23 protein-coding genes are annotated in these 23,746 nt (G+C 63.0%); 10 read left to right on the plus strand and 13 right to left on the minus strand.

Translation table 11 applies throughout. The annotated features are described in order from the left end of the window. Positions 1-5: 5 nt before the first annotated feature. Together gatA and gatC are read right to left on the minus strand one after the other, a co-directional pair. The gene (gene gatA, locus N8H22_RS14485) at positions 6-1,457 is read right to left on the minus strand and encodes an Asp-tRNA(Asn)/Glu-tRNA(Gln) amidotransferase subunit GatA (RefSeq protein WP_264591455.1); all 1,452 of its coding nucleotides are present in this window, start codon (positions 1,455-1,457) and stop codon (positions 6-8) included. Positions 1,458-1,462: 5 nt separating this feature from the next. Continuing rightward, positions 1,463-1,750, minus strand: a complete 288-nt coding sequence (gene gatC / locus N8H22_RS14490) for an Asp-tRNA(Asn)/Glu-tRNA(Gln) amidotransferase subunit GatC (RefSeq protein ID WP_264591213.1) — start codon at positions 1,748-1,750, stop codon at positions 1,463-1,465. Positions 1,751-2,063: 313 nt separating this feature from the next. On the opposite strand from gatC, the gene mreB reads away from it, so the two are divergent. The 9 genes from mreB (at position 2,064) to tldD (ending at position 14,441) form a co-directional block, all read left to right on the plus strand. Further along, complete coding sequence (mreB, locus tag N8H22_RS14495) at positions 2,064-3,101, plus strand: rod shape-determining protein MreB (RefSeq protein WP_264591214.1); 1,038 nt, start codon at positions 2,064-2,066, stop codon at positions 3,099-3,101. Positions 3,102-3,204: 103 nt separating this feature from the next. Continuing rightward, positions 3,205-4,203, plus strand: a complete 999-nt coding sequence (gene mreC / locus N8H22_RS14500; RefSeq protein WP_264591456.1) for a rod shape-determining protein MreC — start codon at positions 3,205-3,207, stop codon at positions 4,201-4,203. Further along, on the plus strand, positions 4,200-4,688 hold the full coding sequence (gene mreD, locus N8H22_RS14505) for a rod shape-determining protein MreD (RefSeq protein WP_264591215.1): 489 nt from the start codon (positions 4,200-4,202) through the stop codon (positions 4,686-4,688). The genes mreC and mreD overlap by 4 nt, the downstream gene beginning before the upstream one ends. Before the next feature lie 184 nt (positions 4,689-4,872). After that, positions 4,873-5,991 carry a PEGA domain-containing protein gene (locus tag N8H22_RS14510; RefSeq protein ID WP_264591216.1) on the plus strand — a complete coding sequence of 373 codons (1,119 nt, stop codon included), beginning with the start codon at positions 4,873-4,875 and terminating at the stop codon, positions 5,989-5,991. A 95-nt stretch (positions 5,992-6,086) separates the two neighbouring features. Next, positions 6,087-6,677 carry a Maf family protein gene (locus N8H22_RS14515; RefSeq protein ID WP_264591217.1) on the plus strand — a complete coding sequence of 197 codons (591 nt, stop codon included), beginning with the start codon at positions 6,087-6,089 and terminating at the stop codon, positions 6,675-6,677. 89 nt (positions 6,678-6,766) lie between these two features. Continuing rightward, on the plus strand, positions 6,767-8,224 hold the full coding sequence (rng, locus tag N8H22_RS14520) for a ribonuclease G (RefSeq protein ID WP_264591218.1): 1,458 nt from the start codon (positions 6,767-6,769) through the stop codon (positions 8,222-8,224). Positions 8,225-8,270: 46 nt separating this feature from the next. Further along, the gene (locus N8H22_RS14525) at positions 8,271-12,074 is read left to right on the plus strand and encodes a YhdP family protein (RefSeq protein ID WP_264591219.1); all 3,804 of its coding nucleotides are present in this window, start codon (positions 8,271-8,273) and stop codon (positions 12,072-12,074) included. 76 nt (positions 12,075-12,150) lie between these two features. Beyond that, positions 12,151-12,996 carry a carbon-nitrogen hydrolase family protein gene (locus N8H22_RS14530; protein WP_264591220.1) on the plus strand — a complete coding sequence of 282 codons (846 nt, stop codon included), beginning with the start codon at positions 12,151-12,153 and terminating at the stop codon, positions 12,994-12,996. Between the two features lie 2 nt (positions 12,997-12,998). Next, a complete protein-coding gene (gene tldD, locus N8H22_RS14535) occupies positions 12,999-14,441 on the plus strand; it encodes a metalloprotease TldD (protein ID WP_264591221.1) in 1,443 nt (480 codons plus the stop codon). A 34-nt stretch (positions 14,442-14,475) separates the two neighbouring features. Here tldD and yjgA read toward each other — a convergent pair whose 3' ends face one another. Beyond that, the gene (gene yjgA, locus N8H22_RS14540; RefSeq protein ID WP_264591222.1) at positions 14,476-14,997 is read right to left on the minus strand and encodes a ribosome biogenesis factor YjgA; all 522 of its coding nucleotides are present in this window, start codon (positions 14,995-14,997) and stop codon (positions 14,476-14,478) included. 110 nt (positions 14,998-15,107) lie between these two features. On the opposite strand from yjgA, the gene pmbA reads away from it, so the two are divergent. Continuing rightward, positions 15,108-16,454: a metalloprotease PmbA gene (gene pmbA / locus N8H22_RS14545; protein ID WP_264591223.1), complete on the plus strand. Its 1,347-nt coding sequence runs from the start codon at positions 15,108-15,110 to the stop codon at positions 16,452-16,454. A gap of 100 nt (positions 16,455-16,554) precedes the next feature. Here the strand turns inward: pmbA and N8H22_RS14550 are convergent, their stop codons facing one another. The 10 genes from N8H22_RS14550 to N8H22_RS14595 form a co-directional block, all read right to left on the minus strand. After that, a complete protein-coding gene (locus tag N8H22_RS14550) occupies positions 16,555-16,827 on the minus strand; it encodes an HPr family phosphocarrier protein (protein ID WP_264591224.1) in 273 nt (90 codons plus the stop codon). A gap of 14 nt (positions 16,828-16,841) precedes the next feature. Next, positions 16,842-17,699: an RNase adapter RapZ gene (rapZ, locus tag N8H22_RS14555; RefSeq protein WP_264591225.1), complete on the minus strand. Its 858-nt coding sequence runs from the start codon at positions 17,697-17,699 to the stop codon at positions 16,842-16,844. Further along, on the minus strand, positions 17,700-18,164 hold the full coding sequence (gene ptsN, locus N8H22_RS14560; protein ID WP_264591226.1) for a PTS IIA-like nitrogen regulatory protein PtsN: 465 nt from the start codon (positions 18,162-18,164) through the stop codon (positions 17,700-17,702). It abuts the gene before it with no gap. Positions 18,165-18,173: 9 nt separating this feature from the next. Next, entirely contained in the window at positions 18,174-18,482 is a 309-nt protein-coding gene (gene raiA / locus N8H22_RS14565; protein WP_264591227.1) for a ribosome-associated translation inhibitor RaiA, read from the minus strand. Between the two features lie 74 nt (positions 18,483-18,556). After that, positions 18,557-20,062: an RNA polymerase factor sigma-54 gene (locus tag N8H22_RS14570; RefSeq protein WP_264591228.1), complete on the minus strand. Its 1,506-nt coding sequence runs from the start codon at positions 20,060-20,062 to the stop codon at positions 18,557-18,559. 154 nt (positions 20,063-20,216) lie between these two features. Beyond that, the gene (lptB, locus tag N8H22_RS14575) at positions 20,217-20,942 is read right to left on the minus strand and encodes an LPS export ABC transporter ATP-binding protein (protein ID WP_264591229.1); all 726 of its coding nucleotides are present in this window, start codon (positions 20,940-20,942) and stop codon (positions 20,217-20,219) included. Next, positions 20,942-21,487, minus strand: coding sequence for a lipopolysaccharide transport periplasmic protein LptA (lptA, locus tag N8H22_RS14580; protein WP_264591230.1), 546 nt, complete (start codon positions 21,485-21,487; stop codon positions 20,942-20,944). Before lptA ends, lptB begins: the two co-directional genes overlap by 1 nt. After that, on the minus strand, positions 21,474-22,046 hold the full coding sequence (lptC, locus tag N8H22_RS14585) for an LPS export ABC transporter periplasmic protein LptC (protein WP_264591231.1): 573 nt from the start codon (positions 22,044-22,046) through the stop codon (positions 21,474-21,476). The genes lptA and lptC overlap by 14 nt, the downstream gene beginning before the upstream one ends. A gap of 8 nt (positions 22,047-22,054) precedes the next feature. Continuing rightward, the gene (locus tag N8H22_RS14590; RefSeq protein WP_264591232.1) at positions 22,055-22,579 is read right to left on the minus strand and encodes an HAD family hydrolase; all 525 of its coding nucleotides are present in this window, start codon (positions 22,577-22,579) and stop codon (positions 22,055-22,057) included. Further along, positions 22,579-23,553, minus strand: coding sequence for a KpsF/GutQ family sugar-phosphate isomerase (locus N8H22_RS14595; protein WP_264591233.1), 975 nt, complete (start codon positions 23,551-23,553; stop codon positions 22,579-22,581). The genes N8H22_RS14590 and N8H22_RS14595 overlap by 1 nt, the downstream gene beginning before the upstream one ends. Between the last annotated feature and the right edge of the window lie 193 nt (positions 23,554-23,746).

The following is a 23,746-nucleotide window of genomic DNA, read 5'->3' on the forward strand; positions in this document are numbered from 1 at the left end:
CGTCCTCAGAATCCGGCCGGGGTGCGGGTGTGCCAGTCGCTGACCTGCTGGTACTGGTGCGCCACGTTGAGCAGGCGCGCTTCCTGGAAGTACGGCGCCAGGAGCTGCACGCCGACCGGCAGGCCGTCGACGAAGCCGGCCGGCATGGACAGGCCGGGGATGCCGGCGAGGTTGGCGGTGATGGTGTAGATGTCTTCCAGGTAGGCGGAGACCGGGTCAGAGTTCTTCTCGCCGAGCTTCCAGGCCAGATTGGGTGTGGTGGGGCCAAGAATCAGGTCGACTTCGGCGAACGCATTGACGAAGTCGTTCTTGATCAGTCGGCGGATCTTCTGCGCTTTCAGGTAATAGGCGTCGTAGTAGCCGGCCGACAGTGCATAGGTGCCGACCATGATGCGCCGCTTCACTTCGGCGCCGAAGCCTTCGCCGCGCGAACGCTTGTACAGGTCCTCGAGGTTGACCGGGTTCTCGCAGCGGTAGCCGAAACGCACGCCGTCGAAACGCGACAGGTTGGAGCTGGCTTCCGCAGGAGCGATCACGTAGTAGGCAGGAATCGCGTGCTGCATGTTCGGCAGCGAGATGTCCTTGACTGTGGCGCCGAGCTTCTTCAGCTCCTCGACCACGGCCAGCACGGCATCGGCGATGCGACTGTCGAGGCCGGCACCGAAGTATTCTTTGGGCAGGCCGATGCGCAGGCCCGCCAAGGGCTGGGCAAGAGCGCTCAGATAGTCATCCACGGGCTGGTCGACGCAGGTGGAATCCTTCGGATCGAAACCGGCCATGCTGCCGAGCAGCAGGGCGCAGTCCTCGGCGGTACGCGCCAGCGGTCCACCCTGATCGAGGCTGGAGGCGTAGGCGATCATGCCCCAGCGCGACACGCGGCCGTAGGTCGGTTTGAGGCCGGTGAGGTTGGTCAGCGCCGCGGGCTGGCGGATCGAGCCGCCGGTGTCGGTACCAGTCGCGGCCGGGATAAGCCGCGCAGCCACAGCCGCAGCGGAGCCGCCGGAAGAGCCGCCCGGCACGCGGGACAGATCCCAGGGATTCTTCACCGCGCCGAAGTGACTCGACTCGTTGGCCGAGCCCATGGCGAACTCGTCCATATTCAGCTTGCCAAGGCTGACGGCACCGGCAGCTGCCAGCTTTTCGACCACGGTGGCATCGTAGGGCGCCTTGAAGTTGTGCAGGATCTTCGAGCCGCAGCTGGTCAGCACGCCCTTCGTGCAGAACAGATCCTTGTGCGCGATCGGCGCGCCGAGCAGGGCGCCGCTCTCACCGGCGGCGCGGCGTTCATCCGCGGCCTTGGCCTGCGCCAGCGCCAGCTCTTCGGTGACAGTGATAAAGCTGTTGAGTTGCGGGTCGAGTGCGTGGATGCGTGCCAGCAGATGCTGGGTCAGTTCGACTGCGGAAAAGTCCTTGCTGGCCAGCCCGGCGGCGATCTGGCTGAGAGTCAGTTGCTGCATAGTCATCACTCGATCACCTTGGGCACCAGATACAGACCGTTCTCTACGGCCGGGGCGATCGCCTGGTAGGCGTCGCGCTGGTTGGTTTCGGTCACGGCATCGGCGCGCAGGCGCTGGATGGTCTCCAGCGGGTGGGCCAAAGGCTCGACGCCATCGGTGGCGACGGCCTGCATGCGGTCAATCAGGCCGAGGATGTTGTTGAGGGTCTCGGTGGTGCGGGGCAGGTCGTCTTCACTCAGCCCAAGACGGGCCAGGTGAGCGATCTTTTCCACTTCGCAGCGTTCAAGCGCCATCGGGGTTCTCCAGCGGAAAGCGAATCGGGTTGCACCTTCCGTCGGATGGGCCGGCGGAAGAGCAGCGGGTCGAGCCGCGGCAAGGGCCTTTCGGGCCCGGAAAAGCCGGTAATCTTACATGCCCGACGCGCTTCCCGGTAGCGCGGGCTGCTGCGGCGGCGGCCTGTGCGGGATGTCGACGAACGCGCACGACTCGCGCGGCGACTCACGTCTGACAGCTGTGTCACGGATTCCTGCCTTGCCCTAACTTGGCACCATTGTTAGAGTTTGCGGCACTTTTTTCCCCACGCGTTTGCCCCAGGGCCCTTTTCCCATGTTCAAGAAACTGCGTGGCATGTTTTCCAGTGATCTGTCGATCGACCTGGGCACTGCCAATACCCTCATTTATGTGCGCGATCGCGGCATTGTTCTCGATGAACCCTCGGTAGTTGCGATTCGTAGCCATGGCAATCAGAAGAGCGTGGTAGCCGTAGGCACCGAAGCCAAGCGGATGCTGGGCCGTACTCCTGGCAACATCTCGGCCATCCGACCGATGAAGGATGGCGTGATCGCCGATTTCAGCGTCTGCGAAAAGATGCTGCAGTACTTCATCAACAAGGTGCACGAGAACAGCTTTCTGCAGCCGAGCCCGCGGGTGCTGATCTGCGTGCCGTGCAAGTCGACTCAGGTCGAGCGCCGGGCGATCCGTGAGTCGGCCCTTGGTGCTGGCGCTCGTGAGGTGTTCCTCATCGAGGAGCCGATGGCAGCGGCCATCGGTGCTGGTCTGCCGGTGGACGAGGCGCGCGGCTCGATGGTCGTCGACATTGGCGGCGGCACCACGGAGATCGCCCTGATTTCCCTCAATGGCGTGGTCTATGCCGAGTCGGTACGTGTTGGCGGTGATCGTTTCGACGAGGCCATCGTGACCTACGTGCGTCGTAATTACGGCAGCCTGATCGGTGAATCGACCGCCGAGCGTATCAAGCAGGAAATCGGCACCGCCTTCCCGGGTGGCGAGGTGCGCGAAGTGGACGTGCGCGGTCGCAACCTGGCCGAGGGCGTACCGCGCAGCTTCACGCTGAACTCCAACGAAGTGCTCGAGGCATTGCAGGAATCGCTGGCGACCATCGTCCAGGCAGTCAAGAGCGCGCTCGAGCAGTCGCCGCCGGAACTGGCGTCCGATATTGCCGAACGCGGTCTGGTGCTTACCGGTGGCGGCGCACTGCTGCGTGATCTGGACAAGCTGTTGTCCCAGGAAACCGGTTTGCCGGTGATCGTCGCCGAGGAGCCGCTGACCTGCGTTGCTCGTGGCGGTGGCCGTGCGCTGGAGATGATGGACCGTCATGCCATGGACCTGCTCTCCACGGAGTGAGTCGCAGGCGGCACGTCCCGATGCGGCGAGCCGAGGGCCGAGTCAGACTCTGCTTTCGGCTCGCCGCGTTTAGTTTGTAGCCGGCAATTTCGAGGAACTCGCGATCAAACCGCTATTTGCCAAGGGACCTTCGCTCGGTGTGCGCCTGCTGGCGTTTGCCGTGCTTTGTGTCGCGCTGATGGTGGTGGATGCGCGGTTCGACTCGCTCAAACCTCTACGCAGCCAGATGGGGCTGGTGCTGACGCCGTTCTATTGGCTGGCCGACCTGCCGGTGCGGGTCTGGAAGGGGGCGACCGAGCAGATCACCAGCAGCAGCAGCCTGGTGGCAGAGAACGAGAAGCTCAAGGCCGAGGCGCTATTGTTGCAGCGGCGTCTGCAGAAGCTGGCAATGCTCACTGAGCAGAATGTGCGCCTGCGCGAGCTGCTCAATTCGGCGGCGCTGGTCGATGACCGCGTCATCGTTGCCGAGCTGATCGGGCTCGACCCCAATCCGTTCACTCATCGTATTCTGATCGACAAGGGCAGCAAGGACGGTGTCTTCCTTGGCCAGCCCGTGCTTGATGCCAATGGTCTGATGGGGCAGGTGGTGGAAGTGATGCCGTACGCTGCTCGCGTGCTGCTGCTCACCGACGTCACCCACAGCATTCCGGTGCAGGTCAATCGCAATGGTTTGCGGGCGATCGCCGTGGGTACCGGCGATCCCGAGTATCTGGAGTTGCGTCATGTCGCGGAAACCGCCGATATCAAGGCGGGCGACCTGTTGGTGAGCTCCGGTCTGGGGCAGCGTTTTCCTAGCGGTTATCCGGTGGCGCAGGTGAAGGAAGTGGTCCGTGGCTCGGGCCAGCCGTTCGCGATCGTGCGCGCCGTTCCCACCGCGATGCTCAATCGCAGCCGGTATCTGCTGCTGGTGTTCAGTGATTCGCGCAGCCCCGAAGAGCGTGCCGCGGCCGCCGCCGAGGCCCAGGCCAGTGCCGATCGGCAGGCTACAGAGAACCCGGCCCCACCGGTGGGCGACGCGGTTCCGCCGGCCGTGCAACCTGCTCCGGCGGGCGCTAGCCAGGCGGTGGAGCCGGCATCCGGCTCTAGCGAGGTGCGGCCATGATCGCGGGGCGTGCTCGTAATGGTTGGGTGATCTGGCTGTCGCTGCTGGTGGCGTTGCTGCTCAGCATCGCGCCGATGCCGGCCAGCGCCGAGCTTGGCAGGCCGTTGTGGCTGGGGATGGTGATCGCCTACTGGTCGTTGACCCTGCCGCATCGGGGCGGGATGGGGGCCGCGTTCGGCTTCGGTCTTGCTCTCGACGTGCTTTCCGGCACGCTGCTGGGGCAGAACGGCTTGCCGCTGATTCTGATCGCCTTCCTCGTGCTGAGCCTGCAGCAGCGGCTACGCATGTTCCCGTTGTGGCAGCAGAGCATGGTGTTGCTGGTGGTGTTGGGGTTGGCGCAGCTGGTGCAGCTGTGGCTCAACACCCTGACTGGCAATCGTCCGCCGACCTTGCTCTTTCTTGTGCCTGTGCCGATCAGTGCGCTGCTCTGGCCTTGGGTTTTCGTCGTGCTGCACTGGTTGCGCCGGCGTTTCGACGTCAATTAATTCCTGTCCGCGTTCCGCTCTGGCAACGGTCGGCCTGGGATGCTCGCGTGCCACCCTCCCGTGGTCGCATTGAACCTGGCTTGCTTTTCTGAAATCATGCCGCTCTTATGGCGCTGGGCCATCAGTGGTGGGCGGCCCAGAAGTATTCCGACACAGCGCAAACAAAAAACACGGGCGAGTGGTTATGGATGCTGAAGTATCGATTTGTTCCAAGGGAGTGCGTTCGTGGGTTGCCGGCGGCGCCCTGGCGGCTCTGCTGCTGACGCTGCTGACCGGTTACAGCCAGGCCGAAAGCGCCGGTGAGCCGGTGCGGACCGCGATGACGTCATCGGCGGAGTCGGGCGACCGTATGGCTGTTGCGGCGGTCGAGCTATCGCGCGAGGAGCAGCTGACCCGCAAGCAGGGCGAGCTCGACGTGATCCGGCGGGAGAAACAGCAGCTGGAGGACAAGCTGCGCAGCGAGAAAAGTACGCAGGACGCGGCGGTTCTGCAGCTCGCCAATACCAAGACACTCATCCGCCAGGAAGTCGAAGACTTCTTCAAGCAGCCTTCCAGCCAGGAGCGGCTGGATGGCCTGCTTGCCGACTATCAGCGCGGCGCCGAAGCCGAGTTGACGGCCCGGCAGCGTGTGCAGACGGTGGAGGAGGAGCTGGGACGCCAGCATCTGAAATTCTCCCAAGCGACTCGTGAGGTTGAGCGGCTGACTGCGCTGCTGGCGTCCGAGGCCCGCGAACGCAACGGCAAGAAGATCCAGGCGATTGCCCGGCGCCTGGAGCGGACGATTCACTTCACCGAGTCGGTATCGTTCCGCTGCTCCACCAGCAAGAGCATGGCGGCCTGTCTGGCCGAACACCGTAACGACAGTCGCCTGTCACAATGGGTGCTGGAGCGCTACCAGCGCGTGCTGGCTGAAGAGCTTCGTGATGAGGTCGACAGCTTGCAGCTGGACCCGAATTGGTACGCGTACCGTACCAAGGCGGATTTTTCCGAAGCGAGTATGAATCTCGACGGCACCGTCACTGCCGAAGTCGCCATCGAAGCGGCGATCACGCCGAAGAAACTGATGCCATGCGCCATTCTTGGCGTGACCTACGATCTCTGCGATGCCAAGAGCTATTCACTGATCGTGCGCAGCAACAAGTTCAACGATCAGGTGCGTATCAACGATCAGCCTCACGGCGCGACGCCGGTATCGTTGATTCTCGAGGGCGGCGTTTACAACATCCAGGTGACGTCCAACGGTGTCACCCAGTCCCGCAAGCTGTCGCTTAACGACGATCGCGTCGTCAATTTCAGGTTCTGACTGTCCCCGCGCCCGGCCGCTCTGGGCCGGGCCAATCGCTTTCCCAGTGTTAGCCGATATGCGACCCTGCGACTTATTTGTCGATAGGGTCAGGCATGAGCAGCTTGTTTCTCGCATCGGCGTCGCCCAGGCGCCGTGAACTCTTGCAACAGATCGGTGTGCCGTTTTCTCTCCTGGCGGTGTGCGTCGATGAAACACCGCTGCCGATCGAATCAGCCGAGGAATATGTCCAGCGCGTCGCTCGGAGTAAAGCGTGTGCGGGACTGGATATGCTTTCCGACGCTAGTGCCTGTGTGCTCGGCGCCGATACCAGCGTGGTGCTGGACCAGCGCATTCTTGGCAAGCCGGCGGATCGTGCGGATGGCCTGGCGATGCTGGACGCGTTATCCGGACGCAGCCACCGCGTCCTGACGGCTGTTGTGCTAGCAAACCGTAGCGCCTGCGAAGTGCGGCTGGTCAGCAGCGAGGTGGAGTTTCGTCCTATCAGTACTGCCGAGGCGCAAGCCTACTGGGACAGCGGCGAGCCGCAGGACAAGGCCGGCGGATATGCGATCCAGGGCTGGGGTGCGGTGTTCGTCAGCCAGCTGCGCGGCAGCTATTCGGCCGTGGTCGGCCTGCCACTGTGCGAAACGGCGCAGCTGCTCGACCGCTTCGGATTGCCGCGCTGGAGCAAAAGCGCCGGTTAGAACCTGTGGTGGCGGCGTTTATGCCGTTAGAATCGGGTCAGACTGACAGCTTCGGCTGCTTCGTATTTGCTTTTCGGCCGAGAACAACAATGAGCGAAGAGATTCTGATGAACATCACCCCCATGGAATCACGGGTGGCGGTGGTGGAGAACGGTGTCCTGCAGGAGGTGCATGTCGAGCGCACCCAGCGCCGCGGCATCGTCGGCAATATCTACAAGGGCAAGGTGGTGCGGGTGCTGCCGGGTATGCAGGCGGCATTCGTCGACATCGGTCTGGAACGCGCGGCCTTCATCCATGCCTCGGAGATTTCTGCGCGCGAGGGCAATGCCGTCGAACCGATCAGTGCCTTGGTGCATGAGGGACAGAGCCTGGTGGTGCAGGTCACCAAGGACCCGATCGGCACCAAAGGCGCGCGCTTGACTACGCAGCTGTCGATCCCTTCGCGTTACTTGGTGTACATGCCGCGTACCAGCCATGTCGGCATCTCCCTGCGCATCGAAGAGGAGGCCGAGCGGGAACGGCTCAAGCAGATCGTTGCCGAGTGCGTCGCGGCCGAGGGTATCGAGGAGGTGGGCGGTTTCATCCTGCGCACCGCTGCCGAAGGGGCCGGACGCGATGAGATTCTCATGGATATCCGCTATCTGCGCCGGCTCTGGGAGCAGATTGCCGGCCAGATGAAGACTGCGGCCGCGCCGACGGTGATCTACGAAGACCTGTCACTGGCGATGCGCACCCTGCGCGACCTGGTCAATCCGCGCATCGAGAAGATTCGCATCGACTCGCGGGAGAACTTCCAGAAGGTTCGCCAGTTTGTCGGCGAGCTGATGCCGGAGCTGGCCGACCGACTGGAGCATTATCCGGGCGAGCGACCGATTTTCGATCTGTATGGGGTCGAGGACGAGATTCAGAAGGCACTGGAGCGCAAGGTGATGCTCAAGTCCGGCGGCTATCTGATCATCGATCCGGCCGAGGCGATGACCACCATCGATGTTAATACCGGCGCTTTCGTCGGCCACCGCACGCTGGAAGAGACGATCTTCAAGACCAATCTCGAATCTGCCACGGCTATCGCCCGCCAGCTGCGCCTGCGCAATATTGGCGGAATCATCATCATCGATTTCATCGACATGGAGGACGAGGAGCATCGTCGCCAGGTCCTGCGCACGCTGGAGAAGCAGCTGGAGCGCGATCACGCCAAGACCAACATCATCGGTATCACCGAGCTCGGGCTGGTGCAGATGACCCGCAAACGCACCCGCGAGAGCCTCGAGCAGGTGCTTTGCGAACCGTGCATGTGCTGCCAGGGGCGCGGCAAGCTGAAGACCCCGGAAACCATCTGCTACGAGATCTTCCGCGAAATACTGCGCGAGGCGCGGGCCTATCAGCCGGAAGGCTATCGGGTGCTGGCCAACCAGAAGGTGATCGATCGGCTGCTCGACGAAGAGTCGGGCAATGTCGCCGACCTGGAAAGCTTCATCGGCCGTTCGATCAAGTTCCAGGTGGAGAGCATGTACTCGCAGGAACAATACGACGTGGTGTTGCTCTGAGCAGATTGCAGTCCGGCCCCGGTCCTGAACAACGGAGCACGCACCAATGAATCGGCTCGTCAGCGTCCTGGGTTCGGTGCTGCGCCAGCTGCTGCTGGTCGGGGCGCTGGGTCTGGTTGCCGCTGCGTTTTACGTCAGCCTGGGACGGCAGCTGGTGCCGCTGGTGGCCGAGTATCGTCAGGAGGCGCAGAACAAGGCCGCTGAACTGCTCAGCATGCCGGTAACGCTGGGGCGCCTGGAGGGGCACTGGGAAGGCTTCGCGCCCCGCCTGCTGGCGCATGATGTGCTGCTCGGCGAGGGCGCTGCGGCGATGCATCTGGATCGCCTGGTGGTCATCCCCGATCTGCCGGCGAGCCTGTGGGCTCGCGAAGTGCGCCTGGCATCGCTGCAGTTCGACGGTGCGCGCCTGAGTCTGGTGCAGGATGCCGGCGGACAGTGGCGTATCGAAGGGCTGCCGGCGCGCGACAATCAGCCGCCGCCGGACCCTGCAAAGCTTCTGCTCGCGTTGCAGAAGATCCGCTCGCTGGCTCTGCTCGACAGCCAGCTAACACTACAGCCTTACGGCGAGTCGCCGTTGACCCTGACCTATACCAACCTCAGCCTGCAGGTCGGTGGTCGGGATCTTCGTCTGGATGGGCGCACCGTGCTGCCCGATGGGCAGCCGCTGGCGCTGCAGATCAAGGCGCGGGTAGAGCCGGAGCGTTGGCAGCAGGCGGCGGTCGAGCTGTATCTGAGTCTGCCGCAGAGCGATTGGGCCGCCTGGTTGCCGAAACGGCTGACCGGTGAGTGGCACTTCGATCGCCTGCGCGCGGGCGGTGAGGCCTGGGCCAGCTGGCAGCAACAGGCGCTTACTCGCGCGGTATTGCGCCTCGATGCACCACAGATCAGCGCGGCCTTCGGCGAGCGTCCGTCAGTACAGGTCGACAATCTGGCGCTGACGGCTTACGCCCAGCGAGACGAGCGTGGCTATCGACTGCTGGTCGACGAGCTGGCGTTCAATCAGGGCGAGACACGCTGGGGCGATGCCCGCCTCATCGCCGAGCAGGACGAGCGCGCGCGCAGCTGGCACCTGCAGGTTGATCGCGTGGGAATCGCGCCGCTGGCTACCCTTGCCCAGGCGCTGGCGCCGTTGCCGGAAAGCGCGGGGCTGATTCTCGCCGACCTCGCGCCGCGCGGAACCCTGCGAGCGCTGCAGGCGGATTATCGGCCCGAGCTGCAGGGGCCCGAGCGATTACAGTTCGCCGCCCGACTCGATGATGTGACGATCAGCGCGCACCATTGGATCCCTGCAGCCGAGAACGTCAGCGGCAGCATTCAGGGTGATCTCGGCAGCGGCGAGCTGCGCATCGACAGCGAGGACTTCAGCCTGCATCTGACGCCGCTGTTCGCCGAGCCCTGGCGTTACCGACATGCGCGTGGTCGACTGCGCTGGAGTCTGGACGAGCAGGCCTTCACGTTGGCTGCGCCCTACCTGCGGCTCGACGGCGAGGAGGGACAGATCGCCGGCGATTTTCTCATTCGCCTGCGCCGCGATCCGGCCGAAGAGGATTACATGGATCTGCGCGTCGGCCTCAGCCAGGGTGATGCGCGCTACACGGCAAAGTATCTGCCGACACGTTCACCGGCTTTGAGCCCGGCGCTAAGCGAATGGCTGCAGACCGCTATCCGCGGCGGCGCCATCGAGCAGGGCTATTTCCAGTATCAAGGCGCGCTAAACAAAGACGCGGGGGATGCAGCGCGCAATCTCAGCCTGTACTTCAAAGTCAGTGATGCCGAACTGGCGTACCAGCCCGGCTGGCCGAACTTGCACGACGCTCGCGGTGAGGTCCTGATCGAGGATAGCGGTGTGCGGGTGCGCCTCTCCGAGGGCCGTATTCTCGATAGTCGACTGCAGGATGCCTCCGCTGACATTCCCCACGCCGAACCCGGAGCAAAGCCGCAACTGGCGATCAGGGGGCAGCTGCAGAGCAGCGTCGGCGACGGCCTGAAGATCCTGCGCGAGGCGCCGCTCGGCACCGCAGAGCTTTTCGCGGGCTGGCAGGGTGAGGGCGCGCTGGATGGCTCCCTCGATCTGCTCATCCCGTTGGCTAAAGGCGAAGCGCCACGCGTTGCGGTCGATTTCACCAGCAGCGCGGCGACGTTACAGATCGACAAGCCTGACCTGCAGTTCGACAAGCTGAGCGGGCATTTCCGTTACGACAGCGAAAAAGGCTTCAGCGCCAGCGATATCCACGCGCAAACGTTCGGCCGAACGGTGCGCGGTAGCGCAGTAGCCACTGGTAGTCGGGGCAGCCCGGCAACGCGTATCGAGGCACAGGGCAGCATCACGCTCGAGCGCCTGGCAGCGTGGCTGAATATCCAGCCGACGTTGCCGGCCAGGGGGGAACTGCCGTACCAGCTGCGCCTGAACCTCGCCGGCGCCGACAGCCAGCTCCAGCTCGACTCGTCGTTGCAGGGGCTGGCCATCGAGCTGCCCGAGCCGTTCGGCAAGGCGGCCGGCGAGCGTCGCGACACATCGCTGCGCATGACGCTGCAGGGCGCGGAGCGACGTTACGTCGTGCAGCATGCCGATCTGGCCTCGCTGAACTTCGCGGCGCCAGCAGAGGACTGGCGGGCCGGACGTGGCGAACTGCGTCTGGGCGCCGGGGCAGCCGCGCTGCCGACTGCCAAAGGCTTGCGTGTGCGTGGCCGCCTGGCACGGCTGGATTGGTCGGCCTGGCAGGCCGTCCGGGAGCGCCAGGCGGCGGCAGCCGAAGGCCCCGCGGTGGCGTCGCTGTTACGCGATGCGCAGCTGAGCGTCGACCGTTTCGAGGGATTTGGTACGCGAATCGACGGCCTTGGCGTCGAGCTGCGTCGCGTCGCCGACGCCTGGGCGTTGAATCTGCGCAGCGACCTGATCACGGGTGCCGTCCGGTTGCCCGATGCCGAGGGCGCGCCAATCGTGGCAAACCTGCAGCGCTTGCGTCTGCCGGCTTCCGAACCTGGTACTGCACCAGCGGAGCGTGCCGATCCGCTGGCCGATGTCGATCCTTCGCGCTTTCCGGCGCTGGATGTCTCTATCGCCGAGGTGTTGCAGGGCGACGCGCTGCTGGGGCAATGGTCATTGACGATGCGGCCGGTGGTCGGGGGGGTGACGTTCCCGACGCTGGAGCTGAATCTGAAGGGGCTGCGCATCAACGGCAGCGGTGGCTGGCGCGAGGGGCGCAGTTGGTACAAGGGCCGGTTGGCCGGGGGCAACCTGGCCGATGTGCTGTTGGCCTGGGGGTTCGCGCCATCGACCACCAGCGAGAGCTTTCGCATGGATGTCGACGGCAGCTGGCCTGGATCGCCGGCCTGGTTCGGCGTTGGGCGTTTTACCGGCAGCATGGAGCCACGCTTGCGCAATGGCCAGTTCGTCGAGGTCGAAGGGAGCGCCCAGGCATTGCGGGTATTTGGCTTGCTCAATTTCAACTCCATCGGTCGGCGTCTGCGCTTGGACTTCTCCGATCTGTTCGGCAAGGGTTTCAGCTATGACCGTGTCGGCGGCCTACTGCAGGCCAGCGATGGTGTCTATCGGACCCGCGAGCCGATCACCGTGACCGGACCGTCGAGCAATCTTGAGCTCAACGGCAAGCTGGATCTGGTGCATGACCGCATCGACGCCAAACTGCTGGTGACTCTGCCGGTGAGCAATAACCTGCCGCTGGCGGCACTCATCGTCGGCGCGCCGGCGATCGGTGGCGCGTTGTTCGTGGTCGACAAGTTGTTGGGCGACAAGGTGGCCCGATTCGCCAGCGTTCAATACAACGTCGAGGGCCCTTGGCAGTCGCCCAAGATCACCTTCGACAAGCCGTTCGAAAAGCCGAACTGATGGACGCATCAGGCCGTACCACAGGAACGGCCCACTGTCGGCGCGCGTTCCCTTTGATTGCATGGGCGTTTTCAGCATGTCGCTAGCGGTTATCCAGATGGCCAGTCAGGCCGACATTCTCGCTAACCTGAGCCACGCCCGCGGCCTGCTTGAGCAGGCCGCGGGCGCCGGTGCCCGACTCGCCGTGCTGCCGGAAAACTTCGCTGCCATGGGGCGAGGCGACCTGCCTGCGCTAGGACGCGCCGAGGCGGAGGGAAAAGGGCCGATCCTGCCGTGGTTGAAACAGACTGCCCGCGACCTCAGGTTGTGGATTGTCGCAGGCACCTTGCCGTTACCGCCGGATGCCCAGCCACAAGGCAAGCCACGCGCCTGCTCGCTGTTGATCGACGAGCAGGGGCAGCGCGTGGCGCGTTACGACAAACTGCACCTGTTCGATGTGGATGTCGCCGATAGCCGGGGTCGCTATCGCGAATCGGATGATTATGCGCCGGGACATGAGCTGGTCGTCGTCGACACGCCGGTAGGACGGCTAGGCATGACGGTCTGCTACGACCTGCGATTTCCCGAGCTGTACACGGCCTTGCGCCTGGCTGGCGCTGAGCTGATCAGTGCGCCGTCGGCATTTACCGCGGTGACCGGTGAGGCGCACTGGCTGACGCTGGCGCGTGCCCGCGCCATCGAAACACAATGCTATATGCTGGCGGCGGCACAGGGTGGCATGCATCCGGGCGGCCGCCTGACCCACGGTCATTCGGCTATCGTTGATCCATGGGGTCGCCTTCTCTGCGAGCAGGCGACCGGCACGGGCGCGCTGGTCGCCCGTCGCGATGCGGCAGAGCAGGCGGCGATCCGCGAGCGTATGCCGCTGACCAGCCACCGAAGATTTAGCGTACCGTGCGTTGCTACGGCTACTTTGGAGTAAGTATGAGTGAACTGCTGTTGCCCGCTGTCGAGCGGCTCCTGACCCCGAGCGGCCTGGCTATCGACGATCTACCGACCCTGCTGGGCGAACTTGCGGGGCCGGGCATCGACGCGGCCGATCTGTATTTTCAGGATCAGGTGACCGAGTCCTGGGTGCTGGAGGATGGCATCGTCAAGGAAGGTGGTTTCCATCTCGAGCAGGGCGTGGGCGTGCGCGCCCTGTCAGGCGAGAAGACCGGTTTCGCCTACAGCAACGCGATCACCCGTGATGCCTTGCGTCAGGCGGCGCATGCCGCGCGTTCCATCGCTCGCAGCGGACAGCAGAAGCGGGTCGAGGTACTGTCGCAAGCACAGTTCGCCGCGCTATACGGACGCGATAATCCCTTGGATGGCCTGGGCCGTGCGGAGAAGGTCGAACTGCTCAAGCGCATCGATGTGGCGACCCGCGCGCTGGACCCGCGGATCAAACAGGTTACGGTAAGCCTGGCCGGTGTCTGGGAGCACATTCTGGTGGCCGGCCTGGATGGCGGTATGGCGGCGGATATCCGACCGCTGGTGCGCTTCAACGTCAGCGTGATCGTCGAGCAGAACGGTCGTCGTGAGCGGGGCGGCCAAGGTGGCGGCGGACGCACCGGCTATCAGTATTTTCTCAGCGAAGACCGCGCTATGGGCTATGCCCGCGAGGCGCTGCGTCAGGCGCTGGTCAATCTCGAGGCGGTGCCTGCGCCGGCGGGCACGCTGCCGGTAGTGCTGGGGCCAGGCTGGTCCGGCGTGCTGCTGCATGAGGCGGTCGGCCATGGCCTCGAGGGCGACTTCAACCGCAAGGGCAGTTCTGCCTATAGCGGGCGGATCGGTGAGCAGGTCGCCTCGCGGCTGTGCACGATCGTCGACGATGGCACCCTAGCCGACCGCCGGGGTTCCTTGAGCGTCGATGATGAGGGCACGCCGACGCAGTGCACCACGCTGATCGAGAACGGCGTGCTCAAGGGCTACATCCAGGACAAGCTGAATGCCCGGCTGATGGGCGTGGCGCCAACCGGTAACGGCCGGCGCGAATCCTATGCGCATCTGCCGATGCCGCGCATGACCAACACCTACATGCTCGCCGGGGAGAGCGATCCGCAGGAGATCATCCGGTCGGTGAAGAAGGGCATCTATTGCGCCAGCCTCGGCGGCGGTCAGGTGGATATCACCAGCGGCAAGTTCGTGTTCTCCACCAGCGAGGCATACCTGATCGAGGATGGCCGGATCACCGCGCCGGTGAAGGGCGCGACGCTGATCGGCAACGGACCGGAGGTAATGAACCGGGTGTCCATGGTCGGCAACGATCTGGAGTTGGACAGTGGCGTTGGCACCTGCGGCAAGGATGGCCAGTCGGTGCCGGTGGGAGTTGGTCAGCCGACGCTGAAGATCGACGGCATAACCGTGGGCGGTACCGGCGCCTGAGTACTTCGGCCCGTTGGCGTGCGTTTTGCGCGCTTCAGCGCAGGCCGCGCTTGGTCTCGTCCAGCTCGCGGATGTATTTGAAGATCTTGCGGCTGGCCGCCGGTGGCTTGTTGTGAGCAGCCTCGTGCTGGGCGTGACGGATCAGGCTGCGCAGGTGCTGACGGTCTGTATCCGGATACTCGCCGACGAAGGCTTCCAGGCTGTCATCGTTGCCGGTGATCAGACGGTCGCGCCAACGCTCGAGTGCGTGGAAACGTTCGTTGTACTGGCGGGTGGAAGCGTCGAGCTGGTCGACCAAGGCGAGGATGGCCTCGATGTCCTGATCGCGCATCAGCTTGCCGATGTACTGGATATGACGCTTGCGAGCGATGTGCGCCGTATGTTTTGGCGCGTCGGCGAGGGCTTTGCGCAGGGCGTCGCTCAGCGGCAGGCGATCCAGCAGGTCGGGCTTGAGCGTGGTCAGGCGTTCGCCCAGCTCCTGCAACGCATGCAGTTCGCGTTTGACCTGGGATTTGCTTTTCTCTTCGAAAGCGCCGTCGTCGGAGTATTCAGGCATGGGGATGGTCCACTGGGAAATGTCGCCATGATAACAGCAGCCCCGCCGGGCAGGCTCCAGAAGAGCGTCGGCGGGCTGTGTCTTGATTGAATGCAGGGTTGGGAGTTCTTATGACTGAAGTAGAAGGCATCGGCCCTCAGGCTCTGCCAGGGTTGCGCGAGCAGGTCGAGCGCATTATCGAGGAGGCGCGTCGGCAAGGTGCCAGTGCCAGCGAAGTTTCGGTTTCGATGGAGCAGGGGCTATCCACGACGGTGCGTCAAGGCGAAGTGGAAACCGTCGAATTCAACCGCGACCAGGGCTTTGGCATCACTCTCTATGTCGGGCAGCGAAAGGGCTCGGCGAGCACCACCGGCAGCGGCGATGCGGCAATCCGGGAAACAGTCGCCGCCGCGCTGGCGATCGCGCGACATGCGTCCGAGGATGAGTTCGCCGGCCTTGCCGATCCAGCGCTGATGGCACGGAATCTGCCGGACCTGGATCTGTTTCATCCCTGGCAGATCTCGCCCGAGCAGGCGATCGAGACGGCGCTCAGCTGCGAAGGCGCGGCTTTCGCTCAGGATCCGCGCATCCGCAACGCTGATGGGACCAGCCTCAACACCCATCAGGGTTGCCGAGCCTATGGCAATAGCCACGGCTTCATCGGTGGCTACTGCAGCACGCGGCACAGCCTGAGCTGCGTGATGATTGCCGAGCACGAGGGGCAGATGCAGCGTGATTACTACTACGACGTTAGTCGTCGCGGTGACGCATTGACCGATCCTCTCAGCATCGGCCGTCGTGCCGCCGAGCGGGCGGTTCGTCGCCTGGGTGCGCGGCCGGTACCGACATGTGAGGTACCGGTGCTGTTTTCCGCGGATCTGGCTACCGGGCTGTTCGGCCATTTCCTTGCGGCGATCTCGGGCAGCAATCTCTACCGCAAGGCCTCCTACCTGGAGGGCGCGCTGGGTCAGATGCTGTTCCCCGAGTGGCTGAGCCTGGATGAGCGTCCGCATCTCGCACAGGCGCTGGGCAGTGCGGCCTATGATGGCGATGGCCTGGCCACCTACGCCAAGCCGTTCGTGGAGAGCGGCAAACTAATCTCCTATGTGCTGGGTACCTACTCGGGGCGCAAGCTGGGTATGCCAAGCACCGCCAATGCCGGTGGGGTGCATAATCTGTTTGTCAGTCACGGCGATGAAGACCAGGCTGCTTTGGTCCGGCGGATGGGACGCGGTTTGCTGGTGACTGAGCTGATGGGGCAGGGGCTGAATCTGGTCACTGGCGACTATTCGCGCGGCGCTGGTGGTTACTGGGTGGAGAACGGAGAAATTCAGTTCCCCGTTCAGGAGGTCACCATCGCCGGAAATCTACGGGACATGTTCCGTCAGATTCTTGCGGTCGGCTGCGATACCGAGACGCGCAGCAATGTGCGTACTGGCTCTGTGCTGATCGAGCGGATGATGGTGGCCGGGAAGTAACAGCGGCAAGGACGCCGTAGCCGATTCGACGAGGTGCCAGCAGCTACCAACACGGGACGCTGCTGGGCGCGGTGTTTTGCGCGCCGATCCCTTCTTCGCTTTATTCGCCTTCCTCGAAATAATCCTCGATCAGAGCGATCAGGGCTTCGAGTGCATCGTCTTCCTGCTCACCTTCCGTCTGCAGGTGCAGTGGCGTGTCTTTGCTGGCGGCGAGCATCATTACCGCCATGATGCTTTTGCCATCAACCAGACTGGTGGCGCTGCGACCGACGCGGATGTCGCAAGGATAGCGGCTGGCCACTCCGACGAACTTGGCGGCCGCACGCGCGTGCAGGCCGAGCTTGTTGATGATGGTGACTTCGCGGGCAGGCATGGCGGCTGGTAGTCCTAGGCGAGGTCCCGGTGACGGACCTGCAGATTCTTCAGTGGGGTCTTGAGTGCCTGACCTAGGCGCTCGGCCAGATAGACCGAGCGATGGTGGCCACCGGTGCAGCCGATGGCAATCGTCACGTAGGCTCGGTTACTGGCAGCAAAACGTGGCAGCCATTTGGTCAGGTAACCGTGGATATCCTGAAACATCTCGTCCACGTCCGGCTGTGCCGCCAGGTAATCGATGACTGGTTGGTCGAGTCCGGAAAAGTCGCGCAGCTCGGCTTTCCAGTAAGGATTGGGCAGGCAGCGGACGTCGAATACCAGATCGGCATCGACCGGCATGCCGCGTTTGAAGCCGAACGATTCGATGAGAAAGGCAGTGCCCGGCTCAGGTTGGTTCAGCAGGCGCAGCTTGAGGGTGTCGCGCAGCTGATAGAGATTCAGGTGGGTGGTGTCGATTTTCAGGTCGGCGTGATCGCTGATCGCAGCCAGCAGTTGCTCTTCTTCGTGAATGGCCTCGGCCAACGAGCGCGTTTCGTTCGTCAGAGGATGACGACGGCGCGTTTCGGAAAAGCGCTTCAGCAGCGTCTCGTCATCGGCATCGAGATAGAGCACATTGCACTGGATATGCCGGGAGCGGACCTCAGCAAGCAGTTCGGGAAAACGCTTCAGCTGACTCGGCAGATTTCTCGCGTCGATGGACACGGCCACCTGCGGCTGCAGCAACTCGGTATGGAGTAGCGCGCGCTCGGCCAACTCCGGAAGCAGTCCTGCAGGAAGGTTGTCGATGCAATAGAAACCGTTGTCCTCCAGAACATCCAGAGCAGTGCTCTTCCCTGATCCGGAGCGGCCGCTGACGATGATCAGGCGCATCTATTGGCCGTTTTGCACGTCGACTACAACCTGATAGAGGTCGTGGCTGGATGGCGCCTGGCGCAAGCGTTCGCGTACGTCCTCGCGGTCCAGCATGCTGGCGATCTGGCGCAGCAGTTCAAGGTGCTCATCGGTGGCGGCCTGCGGGACCAGCAGCACGAACAGCAAATCCACCGGCGCGCCGTCTATGGCGTCGAAATCCACTGGTGTTTCCAGGCGCAGAACGGCACTGAGCGGCGCATTGCAGCCAGCCATGCGACAGTGCGGAATGGCTATGCCATTGCCGAAGCCAGTCGATCCGAGTTTTTCGCGGGCGATCAGGCTTTCGAAGATGGCTTGAGCGTCGAGGTCAGGAAGGTCCTGGGCGATCACCTTGGCGATCTGTTCGAGGACTCGCTTCTTGCTGCCGCCTGGGACGTTCACCAGGGAACGTCCAGGGGACAGGATATTTTCCAGTCGAATCATGATTGAGGATCAGCGGGCAACGACACCCTGATTGTGGTCGAGCTGTTTTTCCTTGTGCTTGATCAGCTGGCGATCGAGCTTGTCGACCAGAAGGTCGATGGCGGCATACATGTCTTCGTGTTCTGCGTTGGCCACGACTTCGCGACCGGCAATATGCAGCGTACCCTCGGCTTTCTGCTTGAGCTTCTCGACCTGCAGGAACACCTGAATGCTGATGATGCGATCGAAGTGGCGGGCAAGGCGCTCAAACTTCTCCTCGATGTAGCTACGCAGGGCGTCAGTCACTTCCAGATGAAGACCGCTGATGTTGATTTGCATACTGCTTCTCCTTTTTACCTTCTGCGAGGGTGGCAGGCTAACTACCTGCCGCCGGAACGTTCGACCTGGCCGTACTACAGACGCTTGCGTTCGCTCGAAGGAGCGATGCCAAGGGATTCGCGGTATTTGGCGACTGTACGGCGGGCAACCTGAATGCCCTGTGCTTCCAGTAAACCAGCGATCTTGCTGTCACTCAATGGCTTTTTCGGGTTTTCCGCGGCCACTAGCTTCTTGATGATTGCGCGGATTGCGGTGGACGAGCATTCGCCACCTTCGGCAGTGCTGACGTGGCTGGAGAAGAAGTACTTCAGCTCGTAGATACCGCGCGGAGTGTGCATGTATTTCTGGGTGGTCACGCGCGAAATCGTCGACTCGTGCATGCCTACTGCTTCGGCAATGTCGTGCAGCACCAGCGGCTTCATCGCCTCGTCGCCGTGATCGAGAAAGCCGCGCTGGTGCTCGACGATCTGGGTGGCGACCTTCATCAGCGTCTCGTTGCGGCTAAGCAGGCTTTTGATGAACCAGCGCGCTTCCTGCAGCTGGTTGCGCATGAAGGTGTTGTCGGCGCTGGAGTCGGCGCGTTTGACGAAGCCGGCATACTGGGCGTTGACTCGCAAACGCGGCATGGCGTCTTGGTTCAGTTCCACCAGCCAGCGGCCATTGTGCTTGCGTACGATGACATCTGGCACCACGTACTCCGGCTCGCTGGCCTCGATCTGCGAGCCCGGGCGCGGGTTGAGGCTCTGCACCAGCTCGATGACCTGCCGCAGTTCTTCTTCCTTGAGTTTCATCCTGCGCATCAGCAGGCTGTAATCGCGGTTGCCCAACACATCCAGGTAATCGCTCACCAGCCGCTTCGCTTCCTCGAGCCAGGCCGTGCGTTCGGGTAACTGACGCAGTTGCAGGAGCAGGCATTCGCGCAGATCGCGAGCGCCGATGCCGGCAGGCTCGAATTGCTGGATGCGGTGCAGGACGACCTCGATTTCATCGAGCTCGACCTCCAGCTCTGGATCGAGCGATTCGAGCACCTCTTCCAGGGTTTCTTCGAGATATCCCTGATCATTGATGCAATCAATGAGTGTCGTGGCGATCAGGCGATCGGTGTCGCTCATTGGTGCCAGATTGAGCTGCCATAGTAGATGGCTCTGCAGGCTTACACCGCTGGAGGTGCGGGACGTGAAATCCCACTCGTCATCCTCGCTGCTTGGCAGGCTGCTGGCACTGGTCTGGTAGATGTCTTCCCAGGCCGTGTCGACCGGTAGTTCGCTGGGGATGCGCTCGCCCCAGTCGCCGTCTTCGGCGCTTTCGGCACTATGGGCAGGTTCTTCGTAGTGGCTGTCGCTGCTTGCCTGGCTCGCCGCGCCACCTTCGTTGCTCTGGTCGACTGCTTCGGCCATTGGGTCGGCGTTATCGAAGTCGTCGCCGTCTTCCTCACGCTCGAGCATCGGGTTGGAGTCCAGGGCTTCCTGGATCTCTTGCTGCAGGTCCAGCGTGGATAGTTGCAGCAGGCGTATGGCTTGTTGCAGCTGAGGTGTCATCGTCAGCTGCTGGCCCATCTTCAGGACTAGCGATGGTTTCATGGCAGAGGACTTCGAACCTTATGTGCCGGCGCAACCGCGCCTGTTCCTACTTGGCGCCAGGCGCCGAACGAAAGCAAATTATATGCCTGCTAGCGAAGGCTTTGCCTAGGCCCGATTTGTAGGGTGACGCAAAAATCCGTAGCGCAGAGCTCCGTCAGAGGCGGAATTCGTGGCCCAAATAGACTTCCTTCACCAGCTGGTTGGCCAGGATGGTCTGGGCGTCGCCTTCGGCGATCAGTTGGCCGTCGTTGACGATGTACGCCGTCTCACAGATATCCAGCGTTTCGCGGACGTTGTGATCGGTGATCAGTACGCCGATGCCCTTGGCCTTGAGGTGATGGATGATCTGCTTGATGTCGCCCACCGAAATCGGGTCGACGCCGGCGAAGGGTTCGTCCAGCAGGATGAACTTGGGCGCGGTAGCCAGTGCGCGGGCGATCTCCACGCGACGCCGCTCGCCGCCCGACAGGCTCATGCCGAGGCTGTCGCGGATATGGCTGATATGAAATTCCTGCAGCAGCGCTTCCAGCGCTTGTTGTCGGCCTGCACGATCGAGATCCTTGCGGGTCTCCAGAATGGCCATGATGTTGTCCGCCACCGACAGCTTGCGGAAGATCGATGCTTCCTGCGGCAGATAGCCGATGCCGGCCCGTGCGCGGCCGTGCATGGGTAGATGCGTGACGTCTTGCTGGTCGATCAGTACGCGTCCCTGATCGGCGCCCACCAGGCCGACGATCATGTAGAAGCAGGTGGTTTTGCCGGCGCCGTTGGGGCCAAGCAGGCCGACGATCTGGCCACTCTCGATCGACAGACTGACGTCACGAACCACCTGGCGACTCTTGTAGCTCTTGGCCAGATGCTGGGCTTTGAGAACGGCCATTATTGCGATTGCTCCGCTGGCTGCTCTTTCTTGCGTGGCTGGATGACCATATCGACGCGCGGTCGGGGCGTGGTGACGTCGGCATTGGTCGCGCGCCCGGCGTTGACGATCTGCCGCTGGGTGTCATAGACGATCTTCTCGCCCTCGAAGGTGTTGCCTTCTTGCACGACCTTGGCCTGGTCGATCAGCACGATGCGCTCGTTCGCGGCGAAGTACTGGATCGTTAGTCCGTATGCCTTGACGATGTCCTTGTCGACCGCTGGCTTCTGCTCGTAATAGGCGGGCTTGCCGATGGAGGTGAACACCTCGACGTCGCCGTTACGATCCTGGGTGATGGTCACCGTATCGCCGGTGATCTTCATCGTGCCCTGCGTAATGACGACGTCGCCACGATAAACTGCCACGCCTTGCTGGTCGTCCAGTTCTGCCGAATCGGCCTGTACGCGAATCGGCTGTTCGCGGTCTTCGGGTAGCGCCGAGGCAGTGGTACCAAGCAACAATGCGCTCAAACCGAGCAGGAGGGGGAGGGTCTTAACGCAGCTCATGCTTGCCTCTTACATTGGACAGCAGGTGCATCCTGCCGTCATTCAGATACGCTTTCATTCCCGTGGCCGTGGTCACGCCGTTAGCGGCGTCGATTCTAACGGCTTGCTTGGTCTCGGCATAATCCTTCTCCGGCCATACCGTCATCCGGCTGGTAGTTAGGATCGTCGGACGGCCCTTGGCATCGGTACGCTCGACCCGAACCTGCTCAATCAGTTCGACCTCGGTGCCCCCGGCAGCCACCTCTCCACGCTCGCTGCGCACGTGCCAAGGCAGGTCCGTGCCGCGGTATGCGTACAGTTCGGGGCGTGTGAGCAGGCTGATATCGTTCGCCTTGAGGTGCTCCATCTTTTCCGCGGTCATCTCATAGTGCCGCTTGCCGTCTGGCTGGTACTGCACGGTGCGTGAGTTCAATACGTAGAAATCGATCGCCGGCTCCGCGCTGGCAACCGGAGCCGGCTGCTGCATGAAGCTTTCCGGACGGATATTCCAGTAGCCGACTGCTACCAGTAGCGCCGCCATCAGCGTCAGCAGGGCGGGAAAGCGCAGTTTGCGAAGCATCAGAACCTCTATAAGTAGGCTGATTGCGCGGCCGTCAGGTTGCCCTGGGCGTGCAGGATCAGCTCGCAGAATTCACGGGCCGCGCCTTCACCACCGCGGGCCTGCGTCACACCGTGCGCGTGCTGTCGAACGAAGGCGTCGGCGCTGGCTACCGCCATGCCCAGACCAACCCGGCGAATTACCGGCAGATCCGGCAGGTCGTCGCCCAAGTAGGCAACTTCAGCGTAGCCCAGTCCGAGTTCGGCCAGCAGTTCGTCGAGCACCACCAGCTTGTCTTCGCGCCCCTGGTAGAGGTGCTGGATGCCGAGGTTCTGCGCGCGGCGCTCGACCACTGGCGTCTTGCGGCCGCTGATTATGGCGGTGCGCACGCCGGAATTGATCAGCATCTTGATGCCGTGGCCGTCGAGGGTGTTGAACGTCTTGAACTCGCTTCCGTCGGTCAGGAAGTACAAGCGTCCGTCGGTGAGTACGCCATCAACGTCGAACACTGCCAGGCGGATGTTGCGAGCGCGCTGCAGGATGTCCTGTTGCATCACATGACTCCCGCACGCAGCAGGTCGTGCATATTCAATGCGCCGACCGGCAGGTCCCCGGCGTCGACCACCACCAGCGAGTTGATCTTGTGATCCTCCATGATCTTCAGCGCTTCGGCTGCCAGCATGTCGGCGCTCGCGGTCTTGCCGTGAACCGTCATGACGTCGTCGATAGTCGCCTGACGCACGTCGATGCCTTTGTCGAGGGTCCGGCGCAGGTCGCCGTCGGTGAAGATCCCGGCCAGCCGCCCGTCGCGCTCCACGACGACAGTCATGCCTAGGCCTTTTTGCGTCATTTCCAGCAGGGCATCACGCAGCGAGGTGCCGCGTGCGACGCGCGGCAGACGTTCGCCGGTGTGCATCACGTGCTCGACCTTGAGCAGCAGCCGGCGACCAAGGGCGCCGCCCGGGTGCGAGAAGGCGAAATCCTCGGCAGTGAAGCCGCGCGCTTCCAGCAGGGCGATGGCAAGCGCGTCGCCGAGTACCAGGCTGACGGTGGTGGAGGAGGTTGGTGCCAGGTTGAGCGGGCAGGCTTCGACGGCCACGCTGGCGTCCAGATTGACTGCGGCGGCCTTGGCCAGCACGGATTCGGGATTGCCGGTCATGCTGATCAGGGTCAGCCCCAGGCGCTTGATCAGTGGCAGCAGGGTGACGATTTCGCTGGTGGTGCCAGAATTGGAGAGCGCCAGGACCACATCGTCACGGGTGATCATGCCCATGTCCCCGTGACTGGCCTCGGCGGGATGCACGAAGAAGGCCGGGGTCCCAGTACTGGCGAGCGTCGCGGCGATCTTGTTGCCGATATGGCCGGACTTGCCCATGCCGACTACCACCACGCGTCCCTTGCAATTGAGGATGAGCTCGCAGGCTCGTACGAAGCGCTCATCGATGCGCGTCTGAAGCTGCTCGACGGCCTCTATCTCCAGTCGAATGGTGCGCTGTGCGGTCTCGATCAATTGGCTGCTCTGGCTCATCGTGGGCGAGGTTGTCCGATTAAAAGCGCAGGATTATAGCGCTAATCGGCTAGTGGCTCATTGGAAAAAAGTGGCTGACGCTTGGGTGCAGGCGAATAGCAGGCGCCGTCATTCCCTGAAACCCCGGCAGGTTGGGAGGTCGTCGGTGCGGTGCTATAGTGCGCCGCCGAAAACGGTCATGGCAGAAAGTATC

The sequence above is a fragment of the Stutzerimonas sp. S1 genome (assembly GCF_025966695.1).
Taxonomy (GTDB): Bacteria; Pseudomonadota; Gammaproteobacteria; order Pseudomonadales; family Pseudomonadaceae; genus Stutzerimonas.